Here is a 22585-nt window from a genome sequence, read left to right as displayed (position 1 = left end):
CTGACGTCGGCACGCTATACCGATGCCGTGGGCCGGGTGCCGTTGACCGGCTGCGTCTCCTGGCGCAGCGTGGCGAGTAGCTGTGAGACGGCGCTGTTGCGGATCGAGTGGCCGTTTTGGCGTAGCCGCCGGGCGAGGGCATCCCGGCTGACGGTGTGACCTTCGCGGGTCAGTTCGTCACGGGCCGCGCGGGCGGCGGGCAGCAGCGGCACCAGGTCCGGGGCGAGGTCAACATCGATGTCGTCGGTCTCGTCGGATGGGTCGTCATCGTCAGGTTCCGTATCAAGGTCAGCACCAGTCTCGCTGCCGTCCGCTTCCTGATCGTCGTCCCAGTGGTCGGCAGCGTCAGGAGTCCCGCCGTGGGCCGAACCGGCGGCATCGGCATCCAGGGAAGGATGTTCGGACAGCGGACTCCGACCGGTTGGCCTGGCGTCACTGAACCCGGGCATGGCCTCGACGGGTGTCGACTCGACGGGCTGACCGGGAGATGGTGCCGGTGGGGTCTGCGCCGCTACGATGTGCGGCGGTTTTTCGGCTTCGCGGCGGCGGGCGGCGAGTTCCACGAGCGATACCGACGCGACGATGATCAGCCCGTCCACCGAGAGCGGCAGGAGGTAGGGGACGGTGCCGGTTTCGCCGTACCGGGCGACGACTCCGACCATGTGGTGGTAGCTGATCCAGGCGGCGATGGCGGCGATGGCCGAGGCGGCGACGATCCGGATGACGCCGAGCGCACGGCGGTAGACGGGTATGCGGGTGACCAGCTCGACGGTGATCAGCAGGGCCAGGGGCGGCCAGGCCGCGATGGTCTGGGAGATCGGGTTTGGTTGGGCGTGCAGGATGTTCGCGGTGACCGAGGCGGCCACGCCGAGGACCAGTGTGGCGCGCACTGCCCATTGCATCCGTTGTATTTGGCGGTTGTTCATGGCCGTCCTCCACCGGCGGTGGCGACGGGTCGGAGTTGGCGTTCGGCGACGCGGCGGGTTGCCTGGGATGGTTCGGCGTCGCCGAGGTCCGCGAGACGTTCCTCCAAGCGGCGCAGGGTGCGCCGGACGGCGTCGGGGCGCTGCTGTCGGCCGTGGATGCGCATGATCCGCTGGTACAGCTCCTCGTTGACGGGGTCGAGGTCGGCGGCGTGTTCGAGGGCGGCAACAGCCTGGTCGGGGTGGTCGGGTTCGAGGATCTCGGCGATTTGGGCGTAGGCGGTGAGGATCTGGTGGCGGTAGCTGGTGGCGTAGTCGGTGGCCCACAGGTGGTCGTGGCCTTCGGCGAAGTCACCTCCATACAGCCCGGTGGCCCGGCGTAGCGCGGTGAGCATCGCTGTCTCGTCGTCGCTGGTGGTGGCCTGGTCGATGGCGGTGAGCATCTGCCAGAGGTCCACGGTGACGGTCTGCGGGTCGAGCTGGTATCGGCCGGTGGCGGGGTCGTAGACGATGAACATGGGCTCGTCGTGGCCGGTGGCGGCGCGCAGCACCCGCCGGGCGGAGGTGATGTCGGTGCGTACCCGTTTGACGGCGGCGGTCGGGTCGGCGTTGGGGTGTAGGTCGGTGGCGAGTTGGTCGAGGGTGCGGCCGGCGGGGTGAGCGGCGAGGACGGCCAGCGCGGTGTAGGAGCCGCTGCGCATTCCGGTGGCGATCGGACCGGCGTCGGTGGCGACGGTGACCGGGCCGAGTACCCGTAGGCGGACCAGGGCCGCCGCGCCGTCGGGCTGGACCGGTATGGCCTCGTTCGGCTCGGCGGTCACCATGGCTGGCGAGATCTCGGCGGGCGGGTCGTCAACGTCAGTACCGGCCTCGGGACGGGCTATCGCGTCGCTGAGCATGGAGAGGATGGCGGCGAGGTCATCCGCGCCGAGAGTGGAGAGCCGTCCCACCGGATGCGGTTCGTCGCCGGTGGGGGTGCCCTCGGGGCTGATCTCGATGGTGGGGACGCCGTCGTGCGGGCCGAGGATGACAGGGTGCAGGTTCAGAGCGGCGCGGTGGTCGGCGACGGCCTGGAGGCGGGCGGCGTGCCGGGGACTGGCATCGATAAGCAGCACGTACGGCGGCTGGGTCTCGGCGTGGTCGGTGCGGGCGTTGAGGTCGGTGATCGTCTCGGCGTCGAAGGTGTCCAGCAGCCGGCGACGGCCGATCATCTCCTCCTCGGCGTGGGTGACCGCCGCAGCGGTGTCGGCGAGCACGATGAGGCGTTCTCCGTCGTAGGCGGTGCCGTCGGGGTCCAGCCCGACGGCCGGGGCGTCCTCGGGCAGGAGCCGGGCGAGTAGATCGGCAGTGGTGACCACGACCGGGCGGGCGGCGGCGGACTCGACCGAGCCGCTGGCCAGGACAGACGCGAGGATGGCGCGGGCCGCTGGTGCGGCTCCGTCGCCGTGCAGGGCGAGGCCGGGACCGGGCAGGTGAAACAGGCTTACCTCGGTGCCATCCGAATCGACGCCGATCGGTGCCGCAAGGGTGGGGCTGGCGGGCCGGTGGTCGCTGCTGGGGCCGAGGTGGCGGCTGCCGATGATGTCGACGGGGGCCAGAGAGGGCGGCATCGGGGAGCGTTGCGGGGCGGTGCTGACCGATGCGGGGAAGGTCAGTCGGGCGCGGCGGCGGCGTTGCAGGCGGAGCAGAGCGGCTACGGCGGCGATGGAGGCGGCCAGGCCGAGGCTGATCCAGCCCTGCGCTGGCAGCGTGATTCCTGCCTCGTCGGTCGGCTGGTCGTCGGATGGGTCGGTGTCCGGCGCGGGTGTGGCGATATCGGCTGAGTCGGCGGGTGTGCTTGGTTCGGCGGTAGGCGGTGAAGGGCTTGGCTCCGGGGTGGTGGGGGTTGGGGTGGCGCTGGCCGGTGGCGGTGGGATGGCTGGGGCGGTCTCGGTGGCCTCGGGCGCGGTGGTGTCGGGGCTGCTGGGCGGTGGGTCCTGGGTGTCGGATGGGGTGGTTGGTGGTGCGGCCTCGTGGGCGGGGAGAGCGAGGACCCATCCGACGTGGATCTCGTCGGGGTCGGTGAGGGCGTAGCCGTTGGCCTGTTCGTGTCCCCGGTTGAGTTTGTAGATCTCCCGCCAGCGGTGCGGGTCGCTGAGGTGCTTGGCGGCGAGGTCCCACAGGTTGTCTCCGGCGGCGACGCGGTGTGTCCCGCCTGGAGCGTCTTGTGCCCAGGACGGGACGGCTGGGCTGTCTCGGTGGGTGATGAGCGGGAGGGTGGTGCTGGTGGCGGACACGCCGATGGTGAGCGCCGGGCGTGGGCCGTGCTCCACGGTTGACAGCGCGGCGGGGTGTGCCGGGGCGACGGCAACGGCCGGGCGGCGTGCGGCGGCGTCGGCGGTAGCCGCACCAGCGGTGGAGGTGCTGGTGACGGCGCGGGCGGCGTCGAACAGCACGGCTCCGACGATCGCGCCGACGAGGACAGCGGCGACCCAGCGGATCGGTCCGCGTCCACTCGCCGAGGGTCGGGGCTGGCCGCGCCGGCTGGCTCTCAAGGCGGCGAACGTCTCGATGATCTCGATGGCAGTGTCGCGCAGGAACTGCGCCCACAGCACCCAGCCGATCGTGGCCAGCAGCGCGAAGACCCTGTCGTCCGACCATGGGCTCGTGATCGCGGCGTGCAGGTCGGTCAGCGTGGGCACAGTGTCGGGCTGCGGCCAGCCGATCCAGTCGAGAGGCCAGCCGGCCGCGACGATCAGCAGCCACGGCACCCCAGCGGTGAAGCCGACCAGCACGGCGAGCGCGAGCAGGGCGCGCACGGTCCGGGCGACGGCGGCGAAGGTGCGGGACATGCGGGGTCGTCCTCTCCCAATGTGCGGGTCAGGTGTTCGGGCCGGTGACGCCCTGCACAGCGGTGGCGCTGGCAGAGGCGGACACGGCGAGCTGCCGCACGCCGACGATCTGCAGGAGCTGCGTGCGGCTGGTCCGCCGCACGGTCACGGAGACAGTGGTCGTGGTCGCGGTGGCCTCGCCAGCGGCGCCCGCCGAGGCCAGCCACGCCCGTGCGGCCGACGCCGCTCGGGCCGGGTCGAGTACCGCGACGTTGCGGGTGCGGTACTGGTACAGATCGAGTTCCTGCGCCCCGGCCCTGGCCGCAGCCTGGGCGATGTCGAGGGCACGGACCTTCTGCGTGAGGGCCAGGCCGGCGTCGAGGACCAGCCCGGCCACGGCGAGCAGGGCGACCATCATCAGGACCGCGAACGCGGTCACCTGGCCGGAGTCGTCGCCGGCACGCTCGCGTAGCCGCCGCCAGTAGCGGGCATCGGGTGGGGTCATGAAGGGCCTCCGCGCCATACATCGATGGGAGAGGTCGCCGTGGCCGTCACCGCGCGGGCACCGGGGACGGACAACAAGGCGAGGTCGGCCAGAGGAACGGTGCACTCCACGGTCACGGTGACCGCCCCGCCTGGTCGCAGCCCTCCGGTGGCGACCGTGACAGTGACCTGTCGGCAGGTGACGGAGCGGGCGGCGAGGGTCTCCCGTGCGGTGCGGTCTGCCTCGGCGCGTGCGGCGGCGTCGGTGCGGGCGAGGGAGGCGGACCGGGCTGCGGCGCTGGCGGCGGCGTCGAGGTCCATTTGTGCCGAGACCAACCTTCCGCACAGCACCACGAACAGCATGACGGCCACCAGCAGCGGGGTAACGAGGGCCGCTTCGGTGGTGCTCGCTCCCCGGTCATCGAGGGCGATGACCTGCCGCAGTCGCGGTAGGCCGATTCGCGCTGCGGCCCGGGTCATGGTGTGGCTCCGTCGGGCACGAAGCGTTCGACGGGTCGTACGACGGTGGCTCGGACGGTCCACCGCACCCCGGGGACCACCGTCGCGGCGGTGCCGGTGATCTCGGTACGGACCTCGGTGGCGGTGCGGGTCACCGACATCGACGGGTTCTTGAGGACCCCATCGCCGATCGCGGCGAGGGTCTGCTCGCCCGCGTCTCGGCCGGCGGCAGCGCTGGATTGGTAGCCGGCGGCGGCGTTGGCCGAACGGGTCGCGGCGCTCTGGGCAACGTGGGTGGCGTGCATGAACATCCCGGCCTGGATGACGAACATGACGATGAGCAGCAGCAGAGGCATAGCGATGGCCAGCTCGGCGGTAGCGGCGCCCGCGTCGGAGTGGGCGGTCACGCACCTCCACCGGGCGCGCAGCCATCGGGCCGCGCCGAGCGCCGGGGAGGGCGGGCGCTCGGCGCGGTGTTCCCGGATGGTCGGCGGCATCGGTCAGCCGAGGTTGATGCTGTTGGCCTTGCTGGTGACCTTGACCGCGATGATGCCGAGGACCACGATCGCCAGCGTCACGAGCACGGCGGTGACGAGGACGGCTTCGGTGGAGTAGCCGCCGTCTTTGGTGTCGCGCACCGCCTGCCAGCGGTGCCGCAGCTCGGCGGCGAGGTAGGTGACGAGAGCGGACATGACGTGTTCCTCCAGACCGGTACGGAATCTCGTGGCTCTTCGGGATTGGTGAACTGGGTGTGCCTCCTACAGCCCGCCGAGTACGGCAGCCATCGCCGGATAGCCGAGGAAGATCAGGAAACCGGCGAACAGGGCGACGATGGGCAGCGCCATCCGCTCGGTCGCCGCGTTCGCCTCGCCCTCGGCGTCGGTGAGTTGCCGGGCGCGCAGCGCGATGGCACGCGAGCGCAGCGAGGCGCGGACCTTCGCTCCTTCGGTGCCGGCCAGCCCGACGGTGGCGGCGAGCTGCTGTAGCTCGGCGACGGCGACGCGGCGGCCGAGGGCGGCGAGGATGTCCCACGGCGGTACCCGGGCCAACCGCGCCTCGGTCAACGCGTACCGCAGTTCGGTGTAGGCGGGGCCGGAGCCGACCTTCGCCGCGTCGTCGAGCGCCTGGTCCACCCCGGCCCCGGACGCGAGGCTGATAACCACCAGGTCCAGGAAGGACGACAGGGCGTCACGGAACGCCGTCCGGTGCTTGGCGGCCTCCGATCGCACCGACAGCTCCGGGGCGAGGAATCCAGCGATGCCGAGCGCTAGCGACGCTGCGACGGGCACCGTCACGCCGGTACCCACCCCGGCGAGGACGAGCAGCGTCGCGGCGACGGGAGGCAAGAGCAGCCCGAACACCATCGCGGTCGCCTGCTCGGCGAGGTGCACGTCGACCGGCTTGTCGACGGTGGCGAGGTCGCGGCGGGTACTGGCCAGGGGAAGACCCGTGCGACGCAACCACCGCACCGCCGGGCGACCCCACCGCCCCGACCACCCCAGAGAGAGGGTCTCGGCGGTGGCGCCACCAACGCGGCCGATCCCGTACGGGGCGTCAAGGGCCTTGTCCAGCCGAGGCGGGCGGGGGAACCAGCCCACCAGCACGAGCCACAGGCCCACTCCGGTGCCGAGCCCGGCCAGCAGTATCAGCCCGGTCATCTCGACACCACCTCGGGCTCGGCTGGCGCGGCGACTCCGGCCAGGACGCGGGCGGTGTCGCGGTCGCGCATGAGCCGGCCGAGCCAGACGAACGCGGCGGCGAAGCAGCCACCGGCGGCCAGGAGGACGAGCTGACCGGTCGCCGTGTCGAACGGGGCCAGGTAGCCCCGGTTGAGCAGTGCCAGCAGTCCGGCCATGGTCAGGGTGGCACCGACGATGACCCGGGCGGAGGTGCGGTTGCGTTTGCGGGCGGCGGCGATGCGGTGCCGGGAGGCGACCTTCGCCCGCGCGGACGCCGCCAGTTCGCCCAGCACATCACCGAGTTGCCCGGCGCTGCCCCGGGCGGCCATCACGAGCCCGGCGACCACCAGGTCGGCGGTCGGGTCGGCCAGCTCGGCGGCGAACGCGCGCAGCGCGTCACGCAGTCGCCAACTGCGCTGTAAGCGTACGGCGAGGCGGGTCACCTCGTCGCGGATCGGCTCTGGGGCTTCGATCGCGCTGGCGGTGATTGCCTGTTCCAGCCCGGCCGCGCCGGACAGGTTGTCCCGTAACGCCTCGGTCCAGGTGGCGATGGCCTCGATCCGGGCCACGCGGCGGGCGTGGTCGCGGTCCGGGCCGATGACCTGCGGCAGCATCCACGCCCCGGCCGCTGCCAGGGCCGCCGCGACCGGCCAGCGGGTCACCACACCGACGACCACGCCCACGGCCAGGCACAGGGCTACCCGACGCCGGTCGACCGGCCCACGGGCCGAGGTGAGCCTGGACAGCCGCGACTCTGTGTTGGAGTCGCCGGGCCCGTCGTGGTCCCGGGGCGACAGGCCCAACGCCAGCAGGACCAACCCGAGCGCGGTTCCGGCCCCCAGCAGGGCGGCGAGGGGCACCGTCAACACCATCACGCCCACCCCCCACCCGGGGCGGTGCGGGCCTCATCGAGCGACCCTGGGTCGAAGCCGCACCCGGCCAGCGCCGACAGCAGCCCGGTCGACGGTGGCGCACCCGGGACGGCCCGGCCATCCCGGTTAGGGCGGAAGATTTCGTTGCTGGATACGGCCAGCCCGTCAGCGCCGACTACCTCCCGCACCGACGTCACCGCCCGCACCCTGTTGTCGCCGGTGAACCCCAGGTGCGCGACCAGGTGAACCGCCTCGGACACCAGGAGGTTGGTGGTGGCTGGGTCGAGGCGTTCCGGCGCCTGCGCGGCGTAGAGCATGAGCTTGTGAAACGCTCCCGCCGATGACGAGGCGTGAATGGTGCCCAACGAGCCGTCGTTGCCCTGCGACATCGCGTTGAGCATCGGGATGACCTCGTGCCCGCGGATCTCCCCGACGATCACTCGGTCTGGCGACATCCGCAGCCCCGAGCGGAACAACATGCTCATGTCGAGCGCGCCTTCACCCTCGACGTTGGCCTCCCGCGACTGCAACGCCACAACATCCGGGTGCACGGCCTTGTCCGCGTCGAGCGCCAGCTCGTACGTGTCCTCGATCGTGACAATCCGCTCGCCTGGTGGGATCGCTGAGGCGAGAGCGCGCAGGAGGGTGGTCTTGCCCGCACCGGTACGCCCGGCGATCAGCACGTTCAACCGCGCCCGCACCGCAGCGGAAAGGAGTTCCCGCAGCACCGGGTTGACGGTGCCGAGCTGCTCCAGGTCGGCGAGGGTGACCTTCACGTAGCCGTGCCGGCGGATCGACAGCGCCGGACGCCGGGTCACCGACATGATCGCGTGCAGGCGGGAGCCGTCCGCGAGTTGCAGGTTCAACACTGGGGCGGCCCGGTCCCAGCGGCGCTCCTCCGCGCCCTCGCCGCCGGTCTCCGCGCGCCCGGCGTCGGCGGCCAGGCGGCGGATCAGCTCCACCATCTCCGCGTCCGAGTCGGCGATCGGCCCGACCTGAGCGCGGCTGCCGTCGGAGTAGCGGACGAACACCTGGTCACAGCCGTTGGCGTTGACCTCCTCGATCCGTTCGTCGTTGAGCAATGGTTGCAGGCCGCCCGCGCCGAGCAGCATGTCCGCCACCGCCCGACCCACCCGCGACTCCACCTCCGGGCGCAGCGGCGCCCGCCCGGCGTTCATCTCCTCCGTCGCGTACCCGTCCAGAACCTCGGTGATCAACCGGCGGGTCGTCGCCGCGCGCTCGTCGGCGGGCATCGGCGAACCGGTGGCTGTCTCGTGCGTCCGCGTGGCCCGGGTCAGCCGCTCGGCGACCTCCCGGCGAACCCGCCGCACCACCGTGACCTCGCCGGAATCCCCGGCACCCGGGGTCGACAGGAAGGGGCCGGTCACGATGTCGCCTCCGTGGGTACGTCGCTCGCCTGCGGGGCCGCGACGGGCAGGTACGGGCCGAAGTCCGTCCACAGCCCCGCGTAGGCGGCCATCAGAGGCAGACGACGCCAGCGCCGCCCGGCCACGAGGCTCCCGCCGAGCACGGCCGCCGCCCGACGGTCGTCCGGCAACGGACCGAGCACGCTCACCGTCTCCGGGTCGCGGGCCAACTCCTGCCCGACGTGAGTCGACAGGACCTCCGCCACGTCCGCCGCCGAGTACACGCCGCCCGCGCCGAGCAGCACCACCAGGCGGCCAGCGCCCGCGTCGACGAGGTCGCCCAGGTGCTCCCGCAGATGGGCCATCTCGTCGGCGTTCGGCCGAGCCAGCACCACCACCACATCCGCGAGCCGCAACAACGGCCACACCGGCGACCCCGGCCCCAACCGGCCGCAGTCCGCCACCACCACCCGATCCGGCGCGGCCAGCACCGCCCGACCGCTACCGGTCAACTCCGGCAACGCCGCGCGGGTCTGCGCCCCACCCGCCGGGGCGACCACCACCGGCACCACCACCTCGGCCACCGACACCGGCTGCGACGCGTCCGCGAACACGTCTCCGGAACTCGCCGCGCCCCGGGCGGCGGCGGCCAGGTCCACCACGCTCGGAACCGCCGCCAACCCGTGCCGGCGCATCAAATCGCCGCCCGCCGGATCGCACTCCACCACCACCGGCCGCGCCCACTCCGGTGCGACCGCGGCCAACCCGAAGGCTGTCGTCGTCGCTCCCGGACGACCCTTCACATAGGTCACCGCCACCAGAGGCATGTCAGCTCCCCACCGGCGAGGTCTGCATCAGCACCACACCGCCAGCCGGAGCCGCCGCCAACTGCGGCGCGTCCGAGGCGGCCAGGAGAAGCGTGATGACCGTCGAGCCCTGGCCGTCCCCGGCGAGGTCAACTCCCAGCACCACGGCCGACAACCGGGCCGGGGTCGAACCGCTCGCCGTCGAGCTGGCCGCCGGAGCGGGCTGACCACCGTCCTGCACGGCCGAGACATAGACGGACACCTTCGCGCCGGCCGCGAGCCCTTGCGGATACTGACCCGGCTTCACCGCCACCGAGGCGGTTACCTGACCGCCGGGCGGAAACGCGGCATCCCCGAGCAACTCCGGCGTCAACAGTGCGCCGGCCACCAACGGCACCACCGCCGTGCGACCAACCACCTCCACCGCTTGCGCGGCCGGAACCAACCGAACCCCCGGGTCACGGGCGGCGGAGACCTGCTTGAGGTCGGCAGCGGTGATCGGCTGCCCGGCCGCCACCGGTCGCGCCACCGCGAGCACCTGCACACGATCACCGAGCTGCGCCGCCCCGTACGCGTAGGCCAGCACACACACGATCACCAGCAGTCCGCCCAACGCGACGAACGGCAACCGGCGACGCCGCCGGGCGGCCCGCCACGGCCCACGTCCCGCACGGCCGGCAGCAGCCGCCGCACGATCGCCCAGCCCTGTTTTAGGGCGCACGGAATCCAGCGCCATGACTTGCCTCCTCGGGAAACGGCGCGCGAACGAACTGATTTGTTGGCCTAGCGCACGACGGCCTGCGACTCCTGGACCCGGGTCTGCACCTGCCCGGTCGTGGTCAACCCCGGCACCGTGCCGGACTGCCCGGCACCAGCCCAGGTCACCTCCCACGTGATCGTCACCGTCACGGTGTAGTGCCCGCCCGGTGAGCCAGCCGAGGACCGCCGGTAGACATGCCCGCAGTCAGGCGACGCCTTCGCCGGATCGGTACCCGAGGCCCACAGCGTCCCCGGCCCCTCGCATGTCACTGTCACCCCGTCACCCATCGACCAGCTCGCCTTCACCGGCCGCGCCGTCGCCGTGACGCTGACACCCGGAACGGAAGCGGTCGCCGAGTGCGATCCCCACGACCCCCGGTCGAGAGCCAGCCAGGCCGGCAGGTTGACGAGCTGATCACCCGGCGGATTCATCCGAATGACGACCCTCGGCAAGTCAAGACGCGCCCGCGCCTGCCGGGCCAACACCGCCGGAGACACCACCGGCGGGTCGCCCGCGATCCACACCGCACCTCCGAGCGCACTGCTGTCGCCGTAGCAGATCCGCATGTACCAACCACCCTCACCCGCAGGCTGACCCCCGAGAGCGGCGATGGTCGACGGGGACGGGTCGGTGGGCGCGTAGTAGCAGCCATCGGCTCCTGCCCACGCTCCGTCCCGCTCACACGGGATCTCCTCGCCGGCAGGGTTGCGGCACTTGCCATCCCCTCCTTGGCCGCCGCCGTTGCCCGGGTTCGAGGGGCCACCACCGCCGGGATTACCGGCCGTGACGTCGCATCCTGGGGCGCTAGGGTTGTTGTCGCAGCGGGTGTCTCCGTACGGATCGGCCTGCGCAGCCATCGGCGCGACGAGTAGAACGGAGCCGGCCAGTAGGAGCACCGCCGCCAAACGTGTGAGTCTCAGCATGATCCGATGTCCCCCACATCGAACGAGACCACCTTCCACGAGCCGTCTACCGGCTTGACCACGGCAGTGATGTTGCGCCGCCCCCGTGGATCGTCCGCGATCAGCTCGCCAGTGGCCTTTGTGTGTTTGGTCCAGTTCGTAGAGTCGCCGCAGTCGACGACGGTGACCTCGGTAGGCGCGTCGGCCGGGCTGGCACCACTGACCCGTGCATCTGTCACCGGTGCGCCCCGCGTCACCACACCGGTCTCCCGGTAGGTGAACAGCACGTCAACGACCCGAGCCAACGCCCGATCGGCGGCGTACCGCCGCAGCTCCGGCGCATCTGGATCGGGAACCTCGCCCGCCTTCGCCATGGCTTGCCACATCCCGATGTACGCCGCGAGCGCTTCCTGCTGGGCAGAAGGTGCCTCGGAGGCGGGCGCACTCGGCGGGGTCGTCGCCTGCGTCGTCGGCACCGATTCGCCGTCGTCGTTTGTGCTGCACGCCGTGCTGAGCAGCGCCGAAACCCCGACGAGACATGCCATGAACCTCCGGGTCAACACTGGCCGCGAACCTCCCCGATCTCGTGAACGGCCCCGGCTGGCAGCCGGGCGTCTGCGACCGTGAACAGCAGCCCATCGGTGGCCGACTCGCTCAAGGTCACGAGTCGTGTCTACACCCTGACCCCGCAGTGATGTCTACGTGCGTACCTGCGGCTACGCGCATCGGGTAGGGCGGGGCGCACGCGCGTACACGTAAGGACCAAGGGCAACTTCGACTTCAAATTGCTACAAAGCATCTCAAAGGTGCTGTCGCCTACCCGACAGATAAGTAGGCGTCTATTACGGCCACGGCTGGCTGAAAATGAATGCGCGAGAAAGGCGGGGATAGCCAATGGGCGATCACAATCGCACAGAGCAAACACTGGCCCTCCTGGCCAGGTGTGGTGCCTTCGAGTTGCTGTTGGCGATGCATCATCGCGGCGGCACCGCCACCTTCGCCCAGATCGCGGCCGAATCACCCCGGCCTGCAGCCCTGTTGCGAGCGATGGCGGCAGACGGCTTCGTGGTTAGCCCTCACGCCGGCTCGTTGGACGGCGAGCCGCTCGCCGAAGCCCACTTTTGCCTGACCGCCAGGGGGGTGGCGGTCCTCGGCCATCTCCTTCGGCTGCGTCATTGGCTGGCATCGCGCGCAGCCCCGCGCCCGAGACTGGCCGGCCCTGATTCACCAGTCGAGATATACTGATTGCAGAGGTAATCCCGAAAGATGCCATATCCTCCATAATTTACTCCATTATGGAGGAAACTTTCCTCACGTTAAACCCTCGCCGAATAGTTGTGCGGCCTCATAGACTGTTGTCTTGAGCTGGCGCGCTCGATTCGGGGGAGGTGAGTTGCGCTGACGAACGATCTCGAACACCTACTCAACTTGGCTAAACGGAAGCTGTCGGTTGCGGTCCTGACCGCCCTCCACGAAGGCCCGCTGCGCTACTCGAAGCTTCACCACGCGGTGTCTCAGGCCAGTCCCGATGTCGTGCACGCCCGCACGCTGACCGATACCCTGGCCTACCTCCGCGCCCACGACCTCGTTGAGCACCACCAGGGCGACGACGGTGCCGACTACCGGCTGACTCATGGCGGCGTCGAGCTGGTCGACCTCCTCGGTGAGATCGATCGGTGGAGTCGGGAGCACCGCGCGAGCGGCGGGCGGACCTGACACCCGTGACCAACGGCGCAGCCGCGATCGGCCTCGGCCTCGCGGGCGTGATGGCTGGTGTCCCGATAGCCGCTATCGCGTACGGCGCGCAGGTGTCCGGACCAGTTCGCCTACCCGCCCGTTGGTGGACCGGCGGTCCGGCACGCCCCCCAGAGGTGATCCTCACCGCCGTTCTCGCCGCCACCGCCGCCGCCATCACCGGGGCAGTCATGCCTTTCAGCGCGACGCTGCCGGCCTTCTGGCTCTTCGCGGTGGTGGGCCTCGGTCTGGCAATTATCGACGTGCGGTGCCGTCGGTTACCCCATCGCGTCACCGGCGCGCTGTGGGTGTCGTCTGGCCTGTGCTTCATCATTGCCGCCTTCGTTGGAGGCGATGTCGGGCCGCTTCTTCGAGCTGCGTTTGCAGGTATCGCCGCAACGGCGGTCATGCTTGCCATCGCCTTGGCGTTGCCCGGTCAGCTCGGCCTCGGTGATGTCGTGTTCGTCGGCGCCATCGCGTTCAACCTCGGCTGGCTGGGCTGGCAGACAGCGATGCTCGGCCTTCTTTCTGGGCTGCTTTTACACGGCACAATCGCTTCCGTCGTCAGAGTCCGATCGGCCAGCGACGTGAAGAACCCGCCGATCCCAATGGGGCCAGCCCTCGCGGCTGGTTGGCTTCTTGCCGTGGTGCTTGCCGCACCGTAAGGCGGATCAGTTGGCACGGGCGTCGTGGAATGCGGACGCGGAGACGGGATTAGTCGTCGTGACGCTCGTACGTAAGGGCATCGTCGTCGATGGGACGGCTGCGACCGCCGACTCGGAAGCCGGTATGTCCTGGCGGCGGAGCGTCCTCGAATTGCTGTGGGTCAGCGCCTGCAGTCGCTATGACGAGTTCGGCGTGAAGCCGAACCGGGCACGGTGCCGCCTGCCCGCACGCCTTGCACACCCTGGGTCTGCGTTCGACACCGTGCCGTCGGTAGAGGGCCACCGCTACGTCGAACATGACCGACTGGCGCAGTCCCGGGATGATTGTCAACGGCCTGCCCATCGTTGTCCCTTCACCGCATGGCCTGTGGTCCCTCGCTTCGGTGAAGCAGGGTCACCGTTGCAGGACGACCGGTTCGAGGCGCACCGGCGTGATCGGTGGACCTCAACGGTGGCATCTGGAGAATCCGTGCGAAGCGGGTTCGGGCGTCCTGGTCGGCAAGTTTGAGAAGGTCGTCGAGGGCTGCCTGCATCGCCAGACTCGGCGGTTGAGGCTGTCCGTGGTCCTCCCACATTGCGACAATCGAGGGAGGCACGCGAAGCCGTTCGGCGAATGACCCGATGCTGAGCCGCAGCGCCTCCCGCAACGCAAGGACTTCGCGCACTCTCCAACGAGCGACCGTGACCGTGCATCCGCAGACGGGAGTCGCGGTCATGAGACTAGTTGGTGGCTTCGGCGGCACGGCTGCCTGGTGGCGTAGCAGTCGTTCGTTCTCGACCACCCACGCTCTATGTCTCCGAAGGATGGCGATCAGTTCCTGGAGCCTGTCGAACGCGTCCACCAACGTTCTTTCCGCCCGGAGTTCGTGGTCGGCGCGCTCCCAGAAGCCACGGGTGATGGTGTTTCGCCCGATCTCCACGTTCGCGACCGAACTGCGGGAGTAGGCCGTCCGCCTGGCGAGGGCGGCCTGGGTCATCCCGGCCGCCTTGCGCCAGTGGGCCAACTGCCGTCCCAGCGCCTTCTGCAGGTCGCGAATCTGTTCCGGAGTGACGGGACCCGGGACGGTATCCATTCCGATCATCTGCTCTGTCCGCCGTGAAGCGCGTACAAACGAGGCTGCCCGCCGCTGTTCACGAGGGGAGCGGCGTCGGAGTCGACTGGCCCGACAGGCAGGATCTCCATGACCACCATGAACCGTGTTGGTCTCGTCGCCGAGGCATCCGATCGTGGCTGCGCTGCCGGATGGTGGTCCACGAAGCGCCGCAAGCGGACCAGCGCTCCGCCTGTCTCCAACGCCTGGTCACAGCGACTCATGACATCTAGGCTGGCTGTACGCTCGGCTTTCTCGATCTTGCCGAGCAGGTCGGGGCTCACGTGCACCAGCGTCGCGAGCCGTGCCAGCGACAGCCCGCGCTGCTGCCGCCAACAGCGCAACTCCGCGCCGAGGAAGTGTCGGGCAGACGCATGGGGCTTCAACTCGGCCGGCTGCTGCCCCATCAGGCTTGCCTGCGCCTGTAGGCGAGTGAGTACACCCGTGCCCCACCGCTGGCAGCCAGCGGTAGCGCCGGTCGTTCGGAACAGTCCTCGGGCATCGCGGTCAGTACGACGCGGACCGGCCCAGCAGGCCCACTGTCGACCGTGACCACGACTGCCGTGCCCGCCGCGACGCCGAGATGAACAGTGGGCGTCACATCTGCACGGTCGTTCCGCGACGTGAGCGGTGTGGGCTCAGGCTCCCTCTCCCAAGCCGGAGCTGGCACGTCACCCACGGCCTCGGTCGGTCGTCCGGAGCCGTAGATGACGTGCAGCCCGATCGAGGCGTCGTTGTCAACGCCGAAGACCCCGCGTAACCCGGCCCGGACGTGCGACACCGGCCAGCGGGACTCACCGCGCTCCAGCTTGCCGATGTACCTGCTGTCAAGGTAAGTGCGCCGTCTCAGGTGCTCCCAGATCCACGCGCTGACCGCCTCGGCAACCTCCTGCCGCGACATCACTCGACCTGACCCCGTCGGCGACCGCTTCGCCAGCCGTGCGCGCCGCAGCAAGTCGTTCGGACTGCGTGGAGCCCTCGTTCGAGCGCCCGGTGCGCCGTTCACTATCAGTACCCTCTCGGAATCGAACAGTCTCGAAGGATCAAGGTCTGTTGGTCCGACCTCGGCTCGGTAGTCGTGGATTCGGCCTACCTAGACGAACTTGTTCCGGTCGTCTCGCCAGCACCACAGTCTGTGACCGATGCGAACCACGAGGCCGGCGGCTCAGCGCTCCCCTGCGGCGGAATGGCACGGCGTACGCCTGAAACGCCTGGTCGGCGACGCGGCAGAAGGCCGTACTTCATGAACGTGGAGCCAGCCTCTTGACGGCCGAGGCACGGCTCGACCTCACCGCACGTCACGCACTCACCGGACGGCCGGACCCGTAGATGACGTTCAAGCTCCGCCTGGGCTCGGTCGACCTCCTCCAGCGCGGTGCTCGCCAGGTATGTCGTGCTCACGACGACCCCGACGACGGCGCGATGTGCAGCGCACGCATCCGGACGAGTGCCGGGCGGGGGTTCGGGTCGAGCTGTGTGCCGTCCGCGCGCAGCGCTAGACCTTCTACTTTCAGCCACTCGTCGTCATAGACCCGTACCTGGTCACCGATGCAGGTGATTCGTAGGGTCAGATGACCGGTCCCGTGCATGTAGTCCTGCTCGCCGACCTCGATCACGTCACCTAGCTGGGGAAATGTCATCGGGCTCGCCTGACCTGTTCCCGAGCAACGGCTGTGGAGCCGCACTGTGGACACCAGCGGTCCTTGATCTTGAAGGACACCAATCCAGCGACGTAGCCGATCACCAACGCCACGAGAAAACCGAACAGCAGCACCGTCATCACCTCGATCGAGTTGATCCTGACGCGTAGGGCGGATCCCCTTGTCTGGCTTGTCCGTCGTGCATCGAAGTCGCCTTGTGGGCGCAGCTCCGTCCTCCCGAGCGTGTTGATCACCGCTGGCGCGTTGACGGTCCACTGCTGTGGCAACCCGGTGGCACGGCCACCAACTATGCTGGCCAGTGTTGCAGCATTGTACGATGCTGGCAAGTGTCAGGATGCGGTGGCCCCATAGGCTCGCTGCTTGCGCATGAGGGAGGATCAGAGCATGGCCGGATTTACTCCACCGACACCTCGGTCTCGCCGTCTCGGCAGAGAACTGCGGCGGCTCCGCGAGGCCCGCAGTTTCACGCAGGGGGACGCGGCCAAGCTGCTCAAGTGCTCGCAACAGCGGATTGCCCGCATCGAGTCCGGCGACATCAAGCCGCGCCCGCGGGATGTGCTGGAGATCCTCGTCGCCTACGACGTCCCGCACGACGAGGAGCACGGGCTGACGCTCCGGAGTATGGCCGAGCAGTTGCGGGAGCCGGGCTGGTGGCAGCGGCTCAACACGCTGCCGGCCCGATACGCCACGTTCATCGCCTACGAAGCTGAGGCGACGGACCTTCGGCAGTTCCAGCCGACCCTCATCCCCGGGCTCATCCAGACTCGCGCGTACGCCACAGAGGTGATCCGCATTGGCCGGGAAACGGACCAGGAGGAGATCCTCCAGCGCGTCGAGGCGCGCCTCAAGCGCCAAGAGGTACTGACGCTGCGCCAGCCGCCACTTCGACTGCAGGCGATCATCACCGAGCAGTCGTTGATGCTGGAGGTCGGCGACGCCAACCTTCGTCGCGAGCAACTGGACCACATCATCAAGATCGCCGCGCTACCCAACGTCACCGTGCAGGTCTTGACGCTCGCAGCCGGCGCTCATCTCGCAGTGCACGGCGGGTTCGAGGTGCTGACGTTTGCGGATGGTGACCCGCCTCTTGGCTACATCGAGACCCTGGCGGGAGAATTGTTCCTGGAGTCGCCCGAGGAGATCCGGCGGCTCACGGGCGTGTTCAAGCACCTACTGTCCCTGGCGCTGTCACCCAGGGAGTCGATCCGATTGATTCAGGAGAAGAAGGATGGACTCGGTTAAGTGGTTCAAATCCAGCCGGTCGGGGAACAACGGGTCATGCGTGGAGGTCGCCCGCCTGCATAAGGACGCCATCGGTGTCAGGGACACCAAGGCCCAGGGCCGGGGGCCGATCCTGGAGTTCACGCAGGCAGAGTGGGCTGCGTTCATCGACGGCGCGAAGCACGGCGAGTTCGACTTGACCGACTGATGCTGTTGGGTGCCCTGCCAAGCTGGGCGGGTGCCCAACACCGTCGATCTTCGGGTGGGAGCCCGGAGTGGTCTTCCGACAACGGCCATGGCTATTCGCCCCAGTCGCACTGATCGTCGGGTACGCCCTTCGAGCGTGCGTAGGCGACGGCTTCGGCGCGGCCTCGGTCGTCGCCCCTGCTGTAGACGAAGGTCTTGTCGGGAAAGACGACGAACTTCTGATCTTCAGTGTGGAAGTCGACGTACCACCCTGGGCTGGACAGGGCTTGCCCAAACTGGTCGGCAAGCGACGCGGGATCGCTGCGGTCCGAGGTGAAGTCCACGATGGTCCAAGTTTCCGGCTGACCCGGTGCAGGGTCGGGGTTTCGCCAGCGGACGATCTTGTCGACCCGTAGGTTGAGACGTTCGACCGTCACGTCGTGGCGCAGACTCTCGGTGATCAGGACTCCCGCAAGCACGGGTTCAACCGTACGCGACCCCGGTGATCAGGTGCTGACTATGTGTGTCAGTGTTGGTCGAAGGTTGTCGACAAACCCTGACACTAACCCTGCCGCCGAGACCTTGACCCTGATGAATGCGCCCATCGACGCTTGAGGCATGGATCGTCAGGGTTCTGGCAGGCTTCTGCCTCAGTTCCGCGTCACCGTGAACTCGCGGTGCGGTCGTGCGTGCTTCTTCTGCCGGCCTTCCGGGGAGGCGGTGCTGACCGCAGCGGGCACCGACTTGAACGTCGACCGCCTCGTATCGATCGGTCGTCTGGTCCGTCGCGCGGGGGTGACGGGCGTGAAGCTGACGGGTGGTGACCCGGCGCTCTACGAACCGCTGGAGGAAGCGGCCGAGCGGCTGCGCGCCGAGGCGGCGTTCGGCGAGGTCGAGGTCATCTCGCGACACCCCCGTATCGGTCCTCGGGCGGACGGACTGGCTCGGGCCGGAGTGACTCAATTCAACATGAGCGTGGACACGCTCGACCCGGAGTTGCACAAGGAGATCACTGGTCAGGGCGATCACGCCGCCGTGCTGGACGCACTGCGGGCGTGTGTGGCTACGGGCGTGCCCGTCAAGGTCAACATGGTGGTCATGGCCGGCATCAACGACGACGAGGTGGCGGACCTGGCCGCGTTCTGCGCGCGAGAAGGCGTCGCGACGCTGAAGCTTCTGGACGTCATCCAGGACCTCGACGCGGGAGCGGAGTCGTTCGCTAAACGGCTCGCGCATAAGCGCGCCGGGCGGGTGATCCGGGACCTGTATGTGCCGTTGGAGTCGATCACGGCGCAGTTCGCGGCGGACGCCGTGGAGATCTCGACGCGGACGCAGGGCGGGTTGGGGCATCCAATGACCGTCCTGTCGTTCGCCACCGGGTTCGAGGTAGTGGTGAAGGACAGCACTGCCGGTGCCTGGTACGGCTCAGTCTGCGACACCTGCCCGTTGTTCCCATGCCACGACGCGTTGATGGCGTTGCGACTGACGGCCGACCTGCGGTTGCAGTTCTGCCTGTTGCGGGAGGACATCACCGTGCCGTTGGGCGAACTGTTCGACAGCGACGGCGGCGAACTGGAGTCGACCGTACAACGGGCTCTCGACGTGTATGCGGGGGCGACGTTCCGCGCGGAGGCATCCAAGGTGTCGGTGGCGGAGGTGCTGTCATGACGGTGTTGCTGCCGTCTCCGGCCCGGCGCCGGCTGGTGATCCTGGTCTACCCTCGGGTGGAGCACGAGAAGGACTACCTGTACCACTGGATGCCGTTCTCGCTGTTGACGATCGCGCAACGCCTCCTCGCGGATGGCGATGTCGACGTGGTGATCTTCGACGGCAATCAGCGCACCGGGCAGCAGTGGACCACATTCCTGGACGATCACCTCGACCGGGCCTTGTGCATCGGGGTCAGCATCATGACCGGTGGTGGCCAGATTCGGCACGCCTTGGAGATGGTGCGGGAGGCGAAGCTCCGATCCGGCTGTCCGCCGGTGGTGTTCGGCGGGCCGCACGTCAACGTGCTCGGGGAGCAGACCGCCACGCACGAGCTGGTGGACATGGCGTTGGTTGGTCCTGGACAGCGGTCGATGCCGGAGCTGGTGCGCTGTCTGCTCGGGTCTGGCCGTCTGGAACAGGTCCCCGGGCTGCTGATGGCGCGCGGTGGGCATTTGATGAAGGGGCCGGTGAACGCGCCGAAGACGGAGATGATGGCCCGGTACCCGTGGCAGTTGCTCAACGTGCAGGAGTACGTCCGCGATGATCCGACGGTGGCGCCCCGGACGCTGAACTACGTCTCGTCGCAGGGCTGCGTCTACAAGTGCCAGTTCTGCTACGAGCTGACCTATCAGCGGGCGTGGTCTTCGATGCCGGCCGATCCGCTCGTGAACGACATCGCCGAGTTGGTCGAGGCGTACGACCTGAGCGGGATCAAGTTCTACGACGCCGACTTCTTCGTCCAGCCCCGCCGCGCGGTCGACTTCTGCCAGGCACTCACCGAACGGCAGCTCGGGATCGGTTGGGCGGCCTCGATAAACCCGAACGATGTGCTGCGCTCCCGCAAGCAACGGCTTGACTTGCTCGGCGGCATCGCCGGCTCCGGGTGCCGGCGGCTGCTGATGGGGATCGAGTCGGGCTCGGACCGGGTGCTGCGGGAAATCGTCCGTAAGGAGATCACCCGCGAACAGGCGTATGACGTCGCGGCCGACATCGCCGCGCACGGCATTCTCGGCTGTTACACGTTCATTGTCGGGTTCCCCGGCGAGACCGACGCCGAGGTGGACGAGACGTACGACCTCCTGACCGCGATCAGCCAACTACAGCCACAGCCCGAGACGCGGGTACATCTGTTCGGCCCGTTCCCCGGCACGCCGCTGTTCGATGACGCGCTGCGCTACGGGTTCGAGGCACCGGACACGTTGGAGGGCTGGGCGGACTTCGACTACTACGACTCGCAGACGCCCTGGACGTCGGCGGAGACCGTGGCGCGTGCCCGCGCCCACACTCGCCTGGTCAAACAGCCCGGGGCAGCACGAGCGGAGGTGCCGGCATGAAAGCCGACCAGGCTGTTGAGCACTCGGAGGGGACGATGCGCGGCTTGGTTTTGATGGAGAGCCTGACCGACGGGCAGCTACCCATGCCGATGCCGGCGGTGATGGTGCGCCGCTACCCACACCTGCTCGGCGGCACCCTGCCGGTGCAGATCGCCGAACTCGCCGTGACCCGTCACCGAGTCTTGGCGGTCGCCATGCAGGTAGCCCAGGTGCTGCTGCCGAAGCGGTTCTATGCGCATTTCCTCGATGACGAGCGGATGTACGTGGCCTTTCCGAACTGCGTGGTGGTCATCGGCCGTGACGACCCCGCCTCGGCGGACACGGCACGTGCGGTCGGCGCGCTGTTCGACATTCCGGCGGTTCAGATGCGGTTCGAGGAGATGTTCGTCAACGACCATCCCGACTCGCCGCGCGCCGAGGCGGCCTGATGGGCGGTGGGCAGGATCTCGCGGTGGTGGTCGGCGGGTCCGGTGCCATCGGCCGGAGCGTGGTCTCCGAGCTGCGCACGCGCGGGCTGAGCGTGATCGCCACCCATCACGGGCAGCACCCCGGCGACACCGGCGACGGTACGGGCTGGGTGCCGTTCGACGCGGCCAGCGGCGACGCCAGCGGGCTACGGGCGGCGGTGGACGCTGCCCCTGACCGGCTGGCCGTGGTGGTGTTCACCGTCGGGGTGGCGTCCTCCAAACGGCAGGTGGCGGAGACGCCCACTGAGGAGTTCGCCCGGCTGTTCGCGGTGAACGCGCTCGGCCTGGTTACGGCCTGGCAGGCGCTCGCCGCGCGGGCACGTGCTGGGGCAGCCCGGATCGTGGTGGTCAGCTCGGACACCGTGCGCGTGGCCGGGGCCGGCAACGGCGCGTACACCGCCTCGAAGGCGGGGTTGGAAGCGCTCGCGCTGACCTTGGCCAAGGAAGAGGCCCGGAACGGCGTGCGGGTCAACGTCGTCGCGCCGTCGCTGGTTGCCTCACCGCAGGCCGAGCAGATCCTCGCCATGAAGGGCGTCACCGACGTTGACGCGCACTACGCCGGTCTGCCCGCTGGCCGGGCATTGACGGTGGAGGAAGTAGCAGGAGTGATCGCCGGGTTGGGCTGTGATCCGGTATGGGACTACGCCACCGGCACGGTGGTGCGGCTGATCTTCGACAGCGGCGCGCGGTAGGAGGCGACGATGACGGTCGGGTACATGCGCTGGCTGGCCGATCTCGAACGGCCAGACCTCGCTGGCGAGCCGGAGAGCGAGGTCTTGGATGTCAGCTTCGTTCCGGACGGGGCGAGACTGCCCGGGTTGGCGCTGCTGGTGCAACGGCTCGCCGCCAGGCTCGGGAACGTGCAGGAACACCCGCTGAGGGTCACGGTCGTCGTGACGGCGGCATTGGAGGCCGCGAGCGCGGTGTACGCCAACGCCAGCCAGGCTGAGATCACGCTGACCGCCGAGCTGCGGGAACTGCTCGCCGCCCTCGGCTGCCAGTCGCGTCCCTTGCTGGTTCAGACCCTGCCCTACGCCGGCCCGGAATCGGCGCAGGCGGTAGAGGCTGCGAACGCCGCTGTCACCGAGACGACGACAGCCGCCGGTGCGGTGGTGATACCAGTGCACCAGGCGGCCGACCTAGACGTGCTGACCGCCGGTGAGGACTTCCCGGCGGTGGCCGCGACGCTGGAGGTGCTCGGCCGCCGAGACCGCGTCGGCTACCTGTGGAACCGCCTGCTGGACCTGGCCTGGGCACACTGGCAGGCACTCGCCCCGCACCTGACACCCGGACCCAAGGTGCTGCTGACCGACCTCGACGGAGTGCTGTGGCCCGGCACGGTGGCCGAGGACGGCCTCCCAGCAGCATTCACGGCCGGTGGGGTCGTAGGCCAACTCAGCCACCGAGTATGGCGACAGCATCTCGCCGCCCGTCAGCAGCGCGGCGCCCTACTAA

Annotated in this window: 29 protein-coding genes; 10 read left to right on the top strand and 19 right to left on the bottom strand. The window is 69.3% G+C overall.

Features of this window, described 5'->3' with window-relative positions; genetic code table 11:
• Positions 1–14 precede the first annotated feature (14 nt).
• From Van01_RS29190 to Van01_RS29130, 13 genes are all read right to left on the bottom strand, one after another.
• The gene (locus Van01_RS29190; RefSeq protein ID WP_204014391.1) at positions 15–926 is read right to left on the bottom strand and encodes a DUF2637 domain-containing protein; all 912 of its coding nucleotides are present in this window, start codon (positions 924–926) and stop codon (positions 15–17) included.
• Complete coding sequence (locus tag Van01_RS29185) at positions 923–3754, bottom strand: BTAD domain-containing putative transcriptional regulator (RefSeq protein WP_204014389.1); 2832 nt, start codon at positions 3752–3754, stop codon at positions 923–925. The genes Van01_RS29190 and Van01_RS29185 overlap by 4 nt, the downstream gene beginning before the upstream one ends.
• A gap of 28 nt (positions 3755–3782) precedes the next feature.
• Positions 3783–4238: a pilus assembly protein TadG-related protein gene (locus Van01_RS29180; protein ID WP_204014387.1), complete on the bottom strand. Its 456-nt coding sequence runs from the start codon at positions 4236–4238 to the stop codon at positions 3783–3785.
• A complete protein-coding gene (locus Van01_RS29175; RefSeq protein WP_204014385.1) occupies positions 4235–4696 on the bottom strand; it encodes a TadE/TadG family type IV pilus assembly protein in 462 nt (153 codons plus the stop codon). The genes Van01_RS29180 and Van01_RS29175 overlap by 4 nt, the downstream gene beginning before the upstream one ends.
• Positions 4693–5172: a TadE family protein gene (locus Van01_RS29170; protein ID WP_204014383.1), complete on the bottom strand. Its 480-nt coding sequence runs from the start codon at positions 5170–5172 to the stop codon at positions 4693–4695. The genes Van01_RS29175 and Van01_RS29170 overlap by 4 nt, the downstream gene beginning before the upstream one ends.
• A gap of 3 nt (positions 5173–5175) precedes the next feature.
• Positions 5176–5367, bottom strand: a complete 192-nt coding sequence (locus Van01_RS29165; protein WP_018803909.1) for a hypothetical protein — start codon at positions 5365–5367, stop codon at positions 5176–5178.
• Between the two features lie 66 nt (positions 5368–5433).
• Positions 5434–6333 (bottom strand): type II secretion system F family protein, encoded by a 900-nt coding sequence (locus tag Van01_RS29160; RefSeq protein ID WP_204014379.1) that lies wholly within the window; start codon positions 6331–6333, stop codon positions 5434–5436.
• On the bottom strand, positions 6330–7235 hold the full coding sequence (locus Van01_RS29155) for a type II secretion system F family protein (RefSeq protein ID WP_204014376.1): 906 nt from the start codon (positions 7233–7235) through the stop codon (positions 6330–6332). Before Van01_RS29155 ends, Van01_RS29160 begins: the two co-directional genes overlap by 4 nt.
• Complete coding sequence (locus Van01_RS29150; RefSeq protein WP_204014372.1) at positions 7226–8614, bottom strand: TadA family conjugal transfer-associated ATPase; 1389 nt, start codon at positions 8612–8614, stop codon at positions 7226–7228. The genes Van01_RS29155 and Van01_RS29150 overlap by 10 nt, the downstream gene beginning before the upstream one ends.
• Complete coding sequence (locus Van01_RS29145; protein ID WP_204014370.1) at positions 8611–9420, bottom strand: hypothetical protein; 810 nt, start codon at positions 9418–9420, stop codon at positions 8611–8613. Before Van01_RS29145 ends, Van01_RS29150 begins: the two co-directional genes overlap by 4 nt.
• A 1-nt stretch (position 9421) precedes the next feature.
• Positions 9422–10027 carry an SAF domain-containing protein gene (locus Van01_RS29140; protein WP_204014444.1) on the bottom strand — a complete coding sequence of 202 codons (606 nt, stop codon included), beginning with the start codon at positions 10025–10027 and terminating at the stop codon, positions 9422–9424.
• 155 nt (positions 10028–10182) lie between these two features.
• Positions 10183–11082 carry a hypothetical protein gene (locus Van01_RS29135; protein ID WP_204014368.1) on the bottom strand — a complete coding sequence of 300 codons (900 nt, stop codon included), beginning with the start codon at positions 11080–11082 and terminating at the stop codon, positions 10183–10185.
• Positions 11076–11606 carry a hypothetical protein gene (locus Van01_RS29130; protein ID WP_204014365.1) on the bottom strand — a complete coding sequence of 177 codons (531 nt, stop codon included), beginning with the start codon at positions 11604–11606 and terminating at the stop codon, positions 11076–11078. The genes Van01_RS29135 and Van01_RS29130 overlap by 7 nt, the downstream gene beginning before the upstream one ends.
• 349 nt (positions 11607–11955) lie before the next feature.
• Between Van01_RS29130 and Van01_RS29125 the strand changes: the two genes are divergently transcribed.
• The 3 genes from Van01_RS29125 (at position 11956) to Van01_RS29115 (ending at position 13460) form a co-directional block, all read left to right on the top strand.
• Complete coding sequence (locus tag Van01_RS29125; protein WP_204014362.1) at positions 11956–12306, top strand: hypothetical protein; 351 nt, start codon at positions 11956–11958, stop codon at positions 12304–12306.
• 183 nt (positions 12307–12489) lie between these two features.
• Positions 12490–12777 (top strand): winged helix-turn-helix transcriptional regulator, encoded by a 288-nt coding sequence (locus Van01_RS29120; protein WP_239099373.1) that lies wholly within the window; start codon positions 12490–12492, stop codon positions 12775–12777.
• A 5-nt stretch (positions 12778–12782) separates the two neighbouring features.
• Complete coding sequence (locus tag Van01_RS29115; protein ID WP_239099372.1) at positions 12783–13460, top strand: A24 family peptidase; 678 nt, start codon at positions 12783–12785, stop codon at positions 13458–13460.
• A gap of 353 nt (positions 13461–13813) precedes the next feature.
• Here the strand turns inward: Van01_RS29115 and Van01_RS29110 are convergent, their stop codons facing one another.
• The 5 genes from Van01_RS29110 to Van01_RS29090 form a co-directional block, all read right to left on the bottom strand.
• Positions 13814–14542, bottom strand: a complete 729-nt coding sequence (locus tag Van01_RS29110; protein WP_239099371.1) for a helix-turn-helix domain-containing protein — start codon at positions 14540–14542, stop codon at positions 13814–13816.
• Positions 14539–14958 carry a helix-turn-helix domain-containing protein gene (locus Van01_RS29105; RefSeq protein ID WP_204014358.1) on the bottom strand — a complete coding sequence of 140 codons (420 nt, stop codon included), beginning with the start codon at positions 14956–14958 and terminating at the stop codon, positions 14539–14541. The genes Van01_RS29110 and Van01_RS29105 overlap by 4 nt, the downstream gene beginning before the upstream one ends.
• Complete coding sequence (locus Van01_RS29100) at positions 14958–15452, bottom strand: hypothetical protein (RefSeq protein ID WP_204014355.1); 495 nt, start codon at positions 15450–15452, stop codon at positions 14958–14960. The genes Van01_RS29105 and Van01_RS29100 overlap by 1 nt, the downstream gene beginning before the upstream one ends.
• A 496-nt stretch (positions 15453–15948) precedes the next feature.
• Entirely contained in the window at positions 15949–16191 is a 243-nt protein-coding gene (locus tag Van01_RS29095) for a hypothetical protein (protein ID WP_204014352.1), read from the bottom strand.
• On the bottom strand, positions 16188–16445 hold the full coding sequence (locus Van01_RS29090) for a hypothetical protein (RefSeq protein WP_204014349.1): 258 nt from the start codon (positions 16443–16445) through the stop codon (positions 16188–16190). Before Van01_RS29090 ends, Van01_RS29095 begins: the two co-directional genes overlap by 4 nt.
• Positions 16446–16578: 133 nt before the next feature.
• Here Van01_RS29090 and Van01_RS29085 point away from each other — a divergent pair, with 133 nt between their 5' ends.
• Entirely contained in the window at positions 16579–17454 is an 876-nt protein-coding gene (locus Van01_RS29085; RefSeq protein ID WP_204014346.1) for a helix-turn-helix domain-containing protein, read from the top strand.
• Positions 17441–17641, top strand: coding sequence for a DUF397 domain-containing protein (locus tag Van01_RS29080; RefSeq protein WP_204014342.1), 201 nt, complete (start codon positions 17441–17443; stop codon positions 17639–17641). Before Van01_RS29085 ends, Van01_RS29080 begins: the two co-directional genes overlap by 14 nt.
• Positions 17642–17732: 91 nt before the next feature.
• Here the strand turns inward: Van01_RS29080 and Van01_RS29075 are convergent, their stop codons facing one another.
• Positions 17733–18098 (bottom strand): hypothetical protein, encoded by a 366-nt coding sequence (locus tag Van01_RS29075; RefSeq protein WP_204014340.1) that lies wholly within the window; start codon positions 18096–18098, stop codon positions 17733–17735.
• A gap of 139 nt (positions 18099–18237) precedes the next feature.
• Here Van01_RS29075 and Van01_RS29070 point away from each other — a divergent pair, with 139 nt between their 5' ends.
• From Van01_RS29070 to Van01_RS29050, 5 genes are all read left to right on the top strand, one after another.
• Positions 18238–19287, top strand: coding sequence for a radical SAM protein (locus Van01_RS29070; protein WP_204014338.1), 1050 nt, complete (start codon positions 18238–18240; stop codon positions 19285–19287).
• The gene (locus Van01_RS29065) at positions 19284–20663 is read left to right on the top strand and encodes a B12-binding domain-containing radical SAM protein (RefSeq protein WP_204014336.1); all 1380 of its coding nucleotides are present in this window, start codon (positions 19284–19286) and stop codon (positions 20661–20663) included. Before Van01_RS29070 ends, Van01_RS29065 begins: the two co-directional genes overlap by 4 nt.
• Positions 20660–21091 (top strand): hypothetical protein, encoded by a 432-nt coding sequence (locus Van01_RS29060; protein WP_204014334.1) that lies wholly within the window; start codon positions 20660–20662, stop codon positions 21089–21091. Before Van01_RS29065 ends, Van01_RS29060 begins: the two co-directional genes overlap by 4 nt.
• Positions 21091–21822, top strand: coding sequence for an SDR family NAD(P)-dependent oxidoreductase (locus tag Van01_RS29055; protein ID WP_204014332.1), 732 nt, complete (start codon positions 21091–21093; stop codon positions 21820–21822). The genes Van01_RS29060 and Van01_RS29055 overlap by 1 nt, the downstream gene beginning before the upstream one ends.
• Before the next feature lie 9 nt (positions 21823–21831).
• Positions 21832–22585, top strand: a 754-nt coding sequence (locus Van01_RS29050) for a hypothetical protein (protein ID WP_204014330.1), incomplete at its 3' end; no start/stop codon positions are given.

This window comes from Micromonospora andamanensis (genome assembly GCF_016863495.1).
Lineage (GTDB): Bacteria > Actinomycetota > Actinomycetes > Mycobacteriales > Micromonosporaceae > Micromonospora > Micromonospora andamanensis.
The sequence above is the reverse complement of the archived record's forward strand: the minus strand, read 5'-3'. Positions and strand labels throughout refer to the sequence as shown.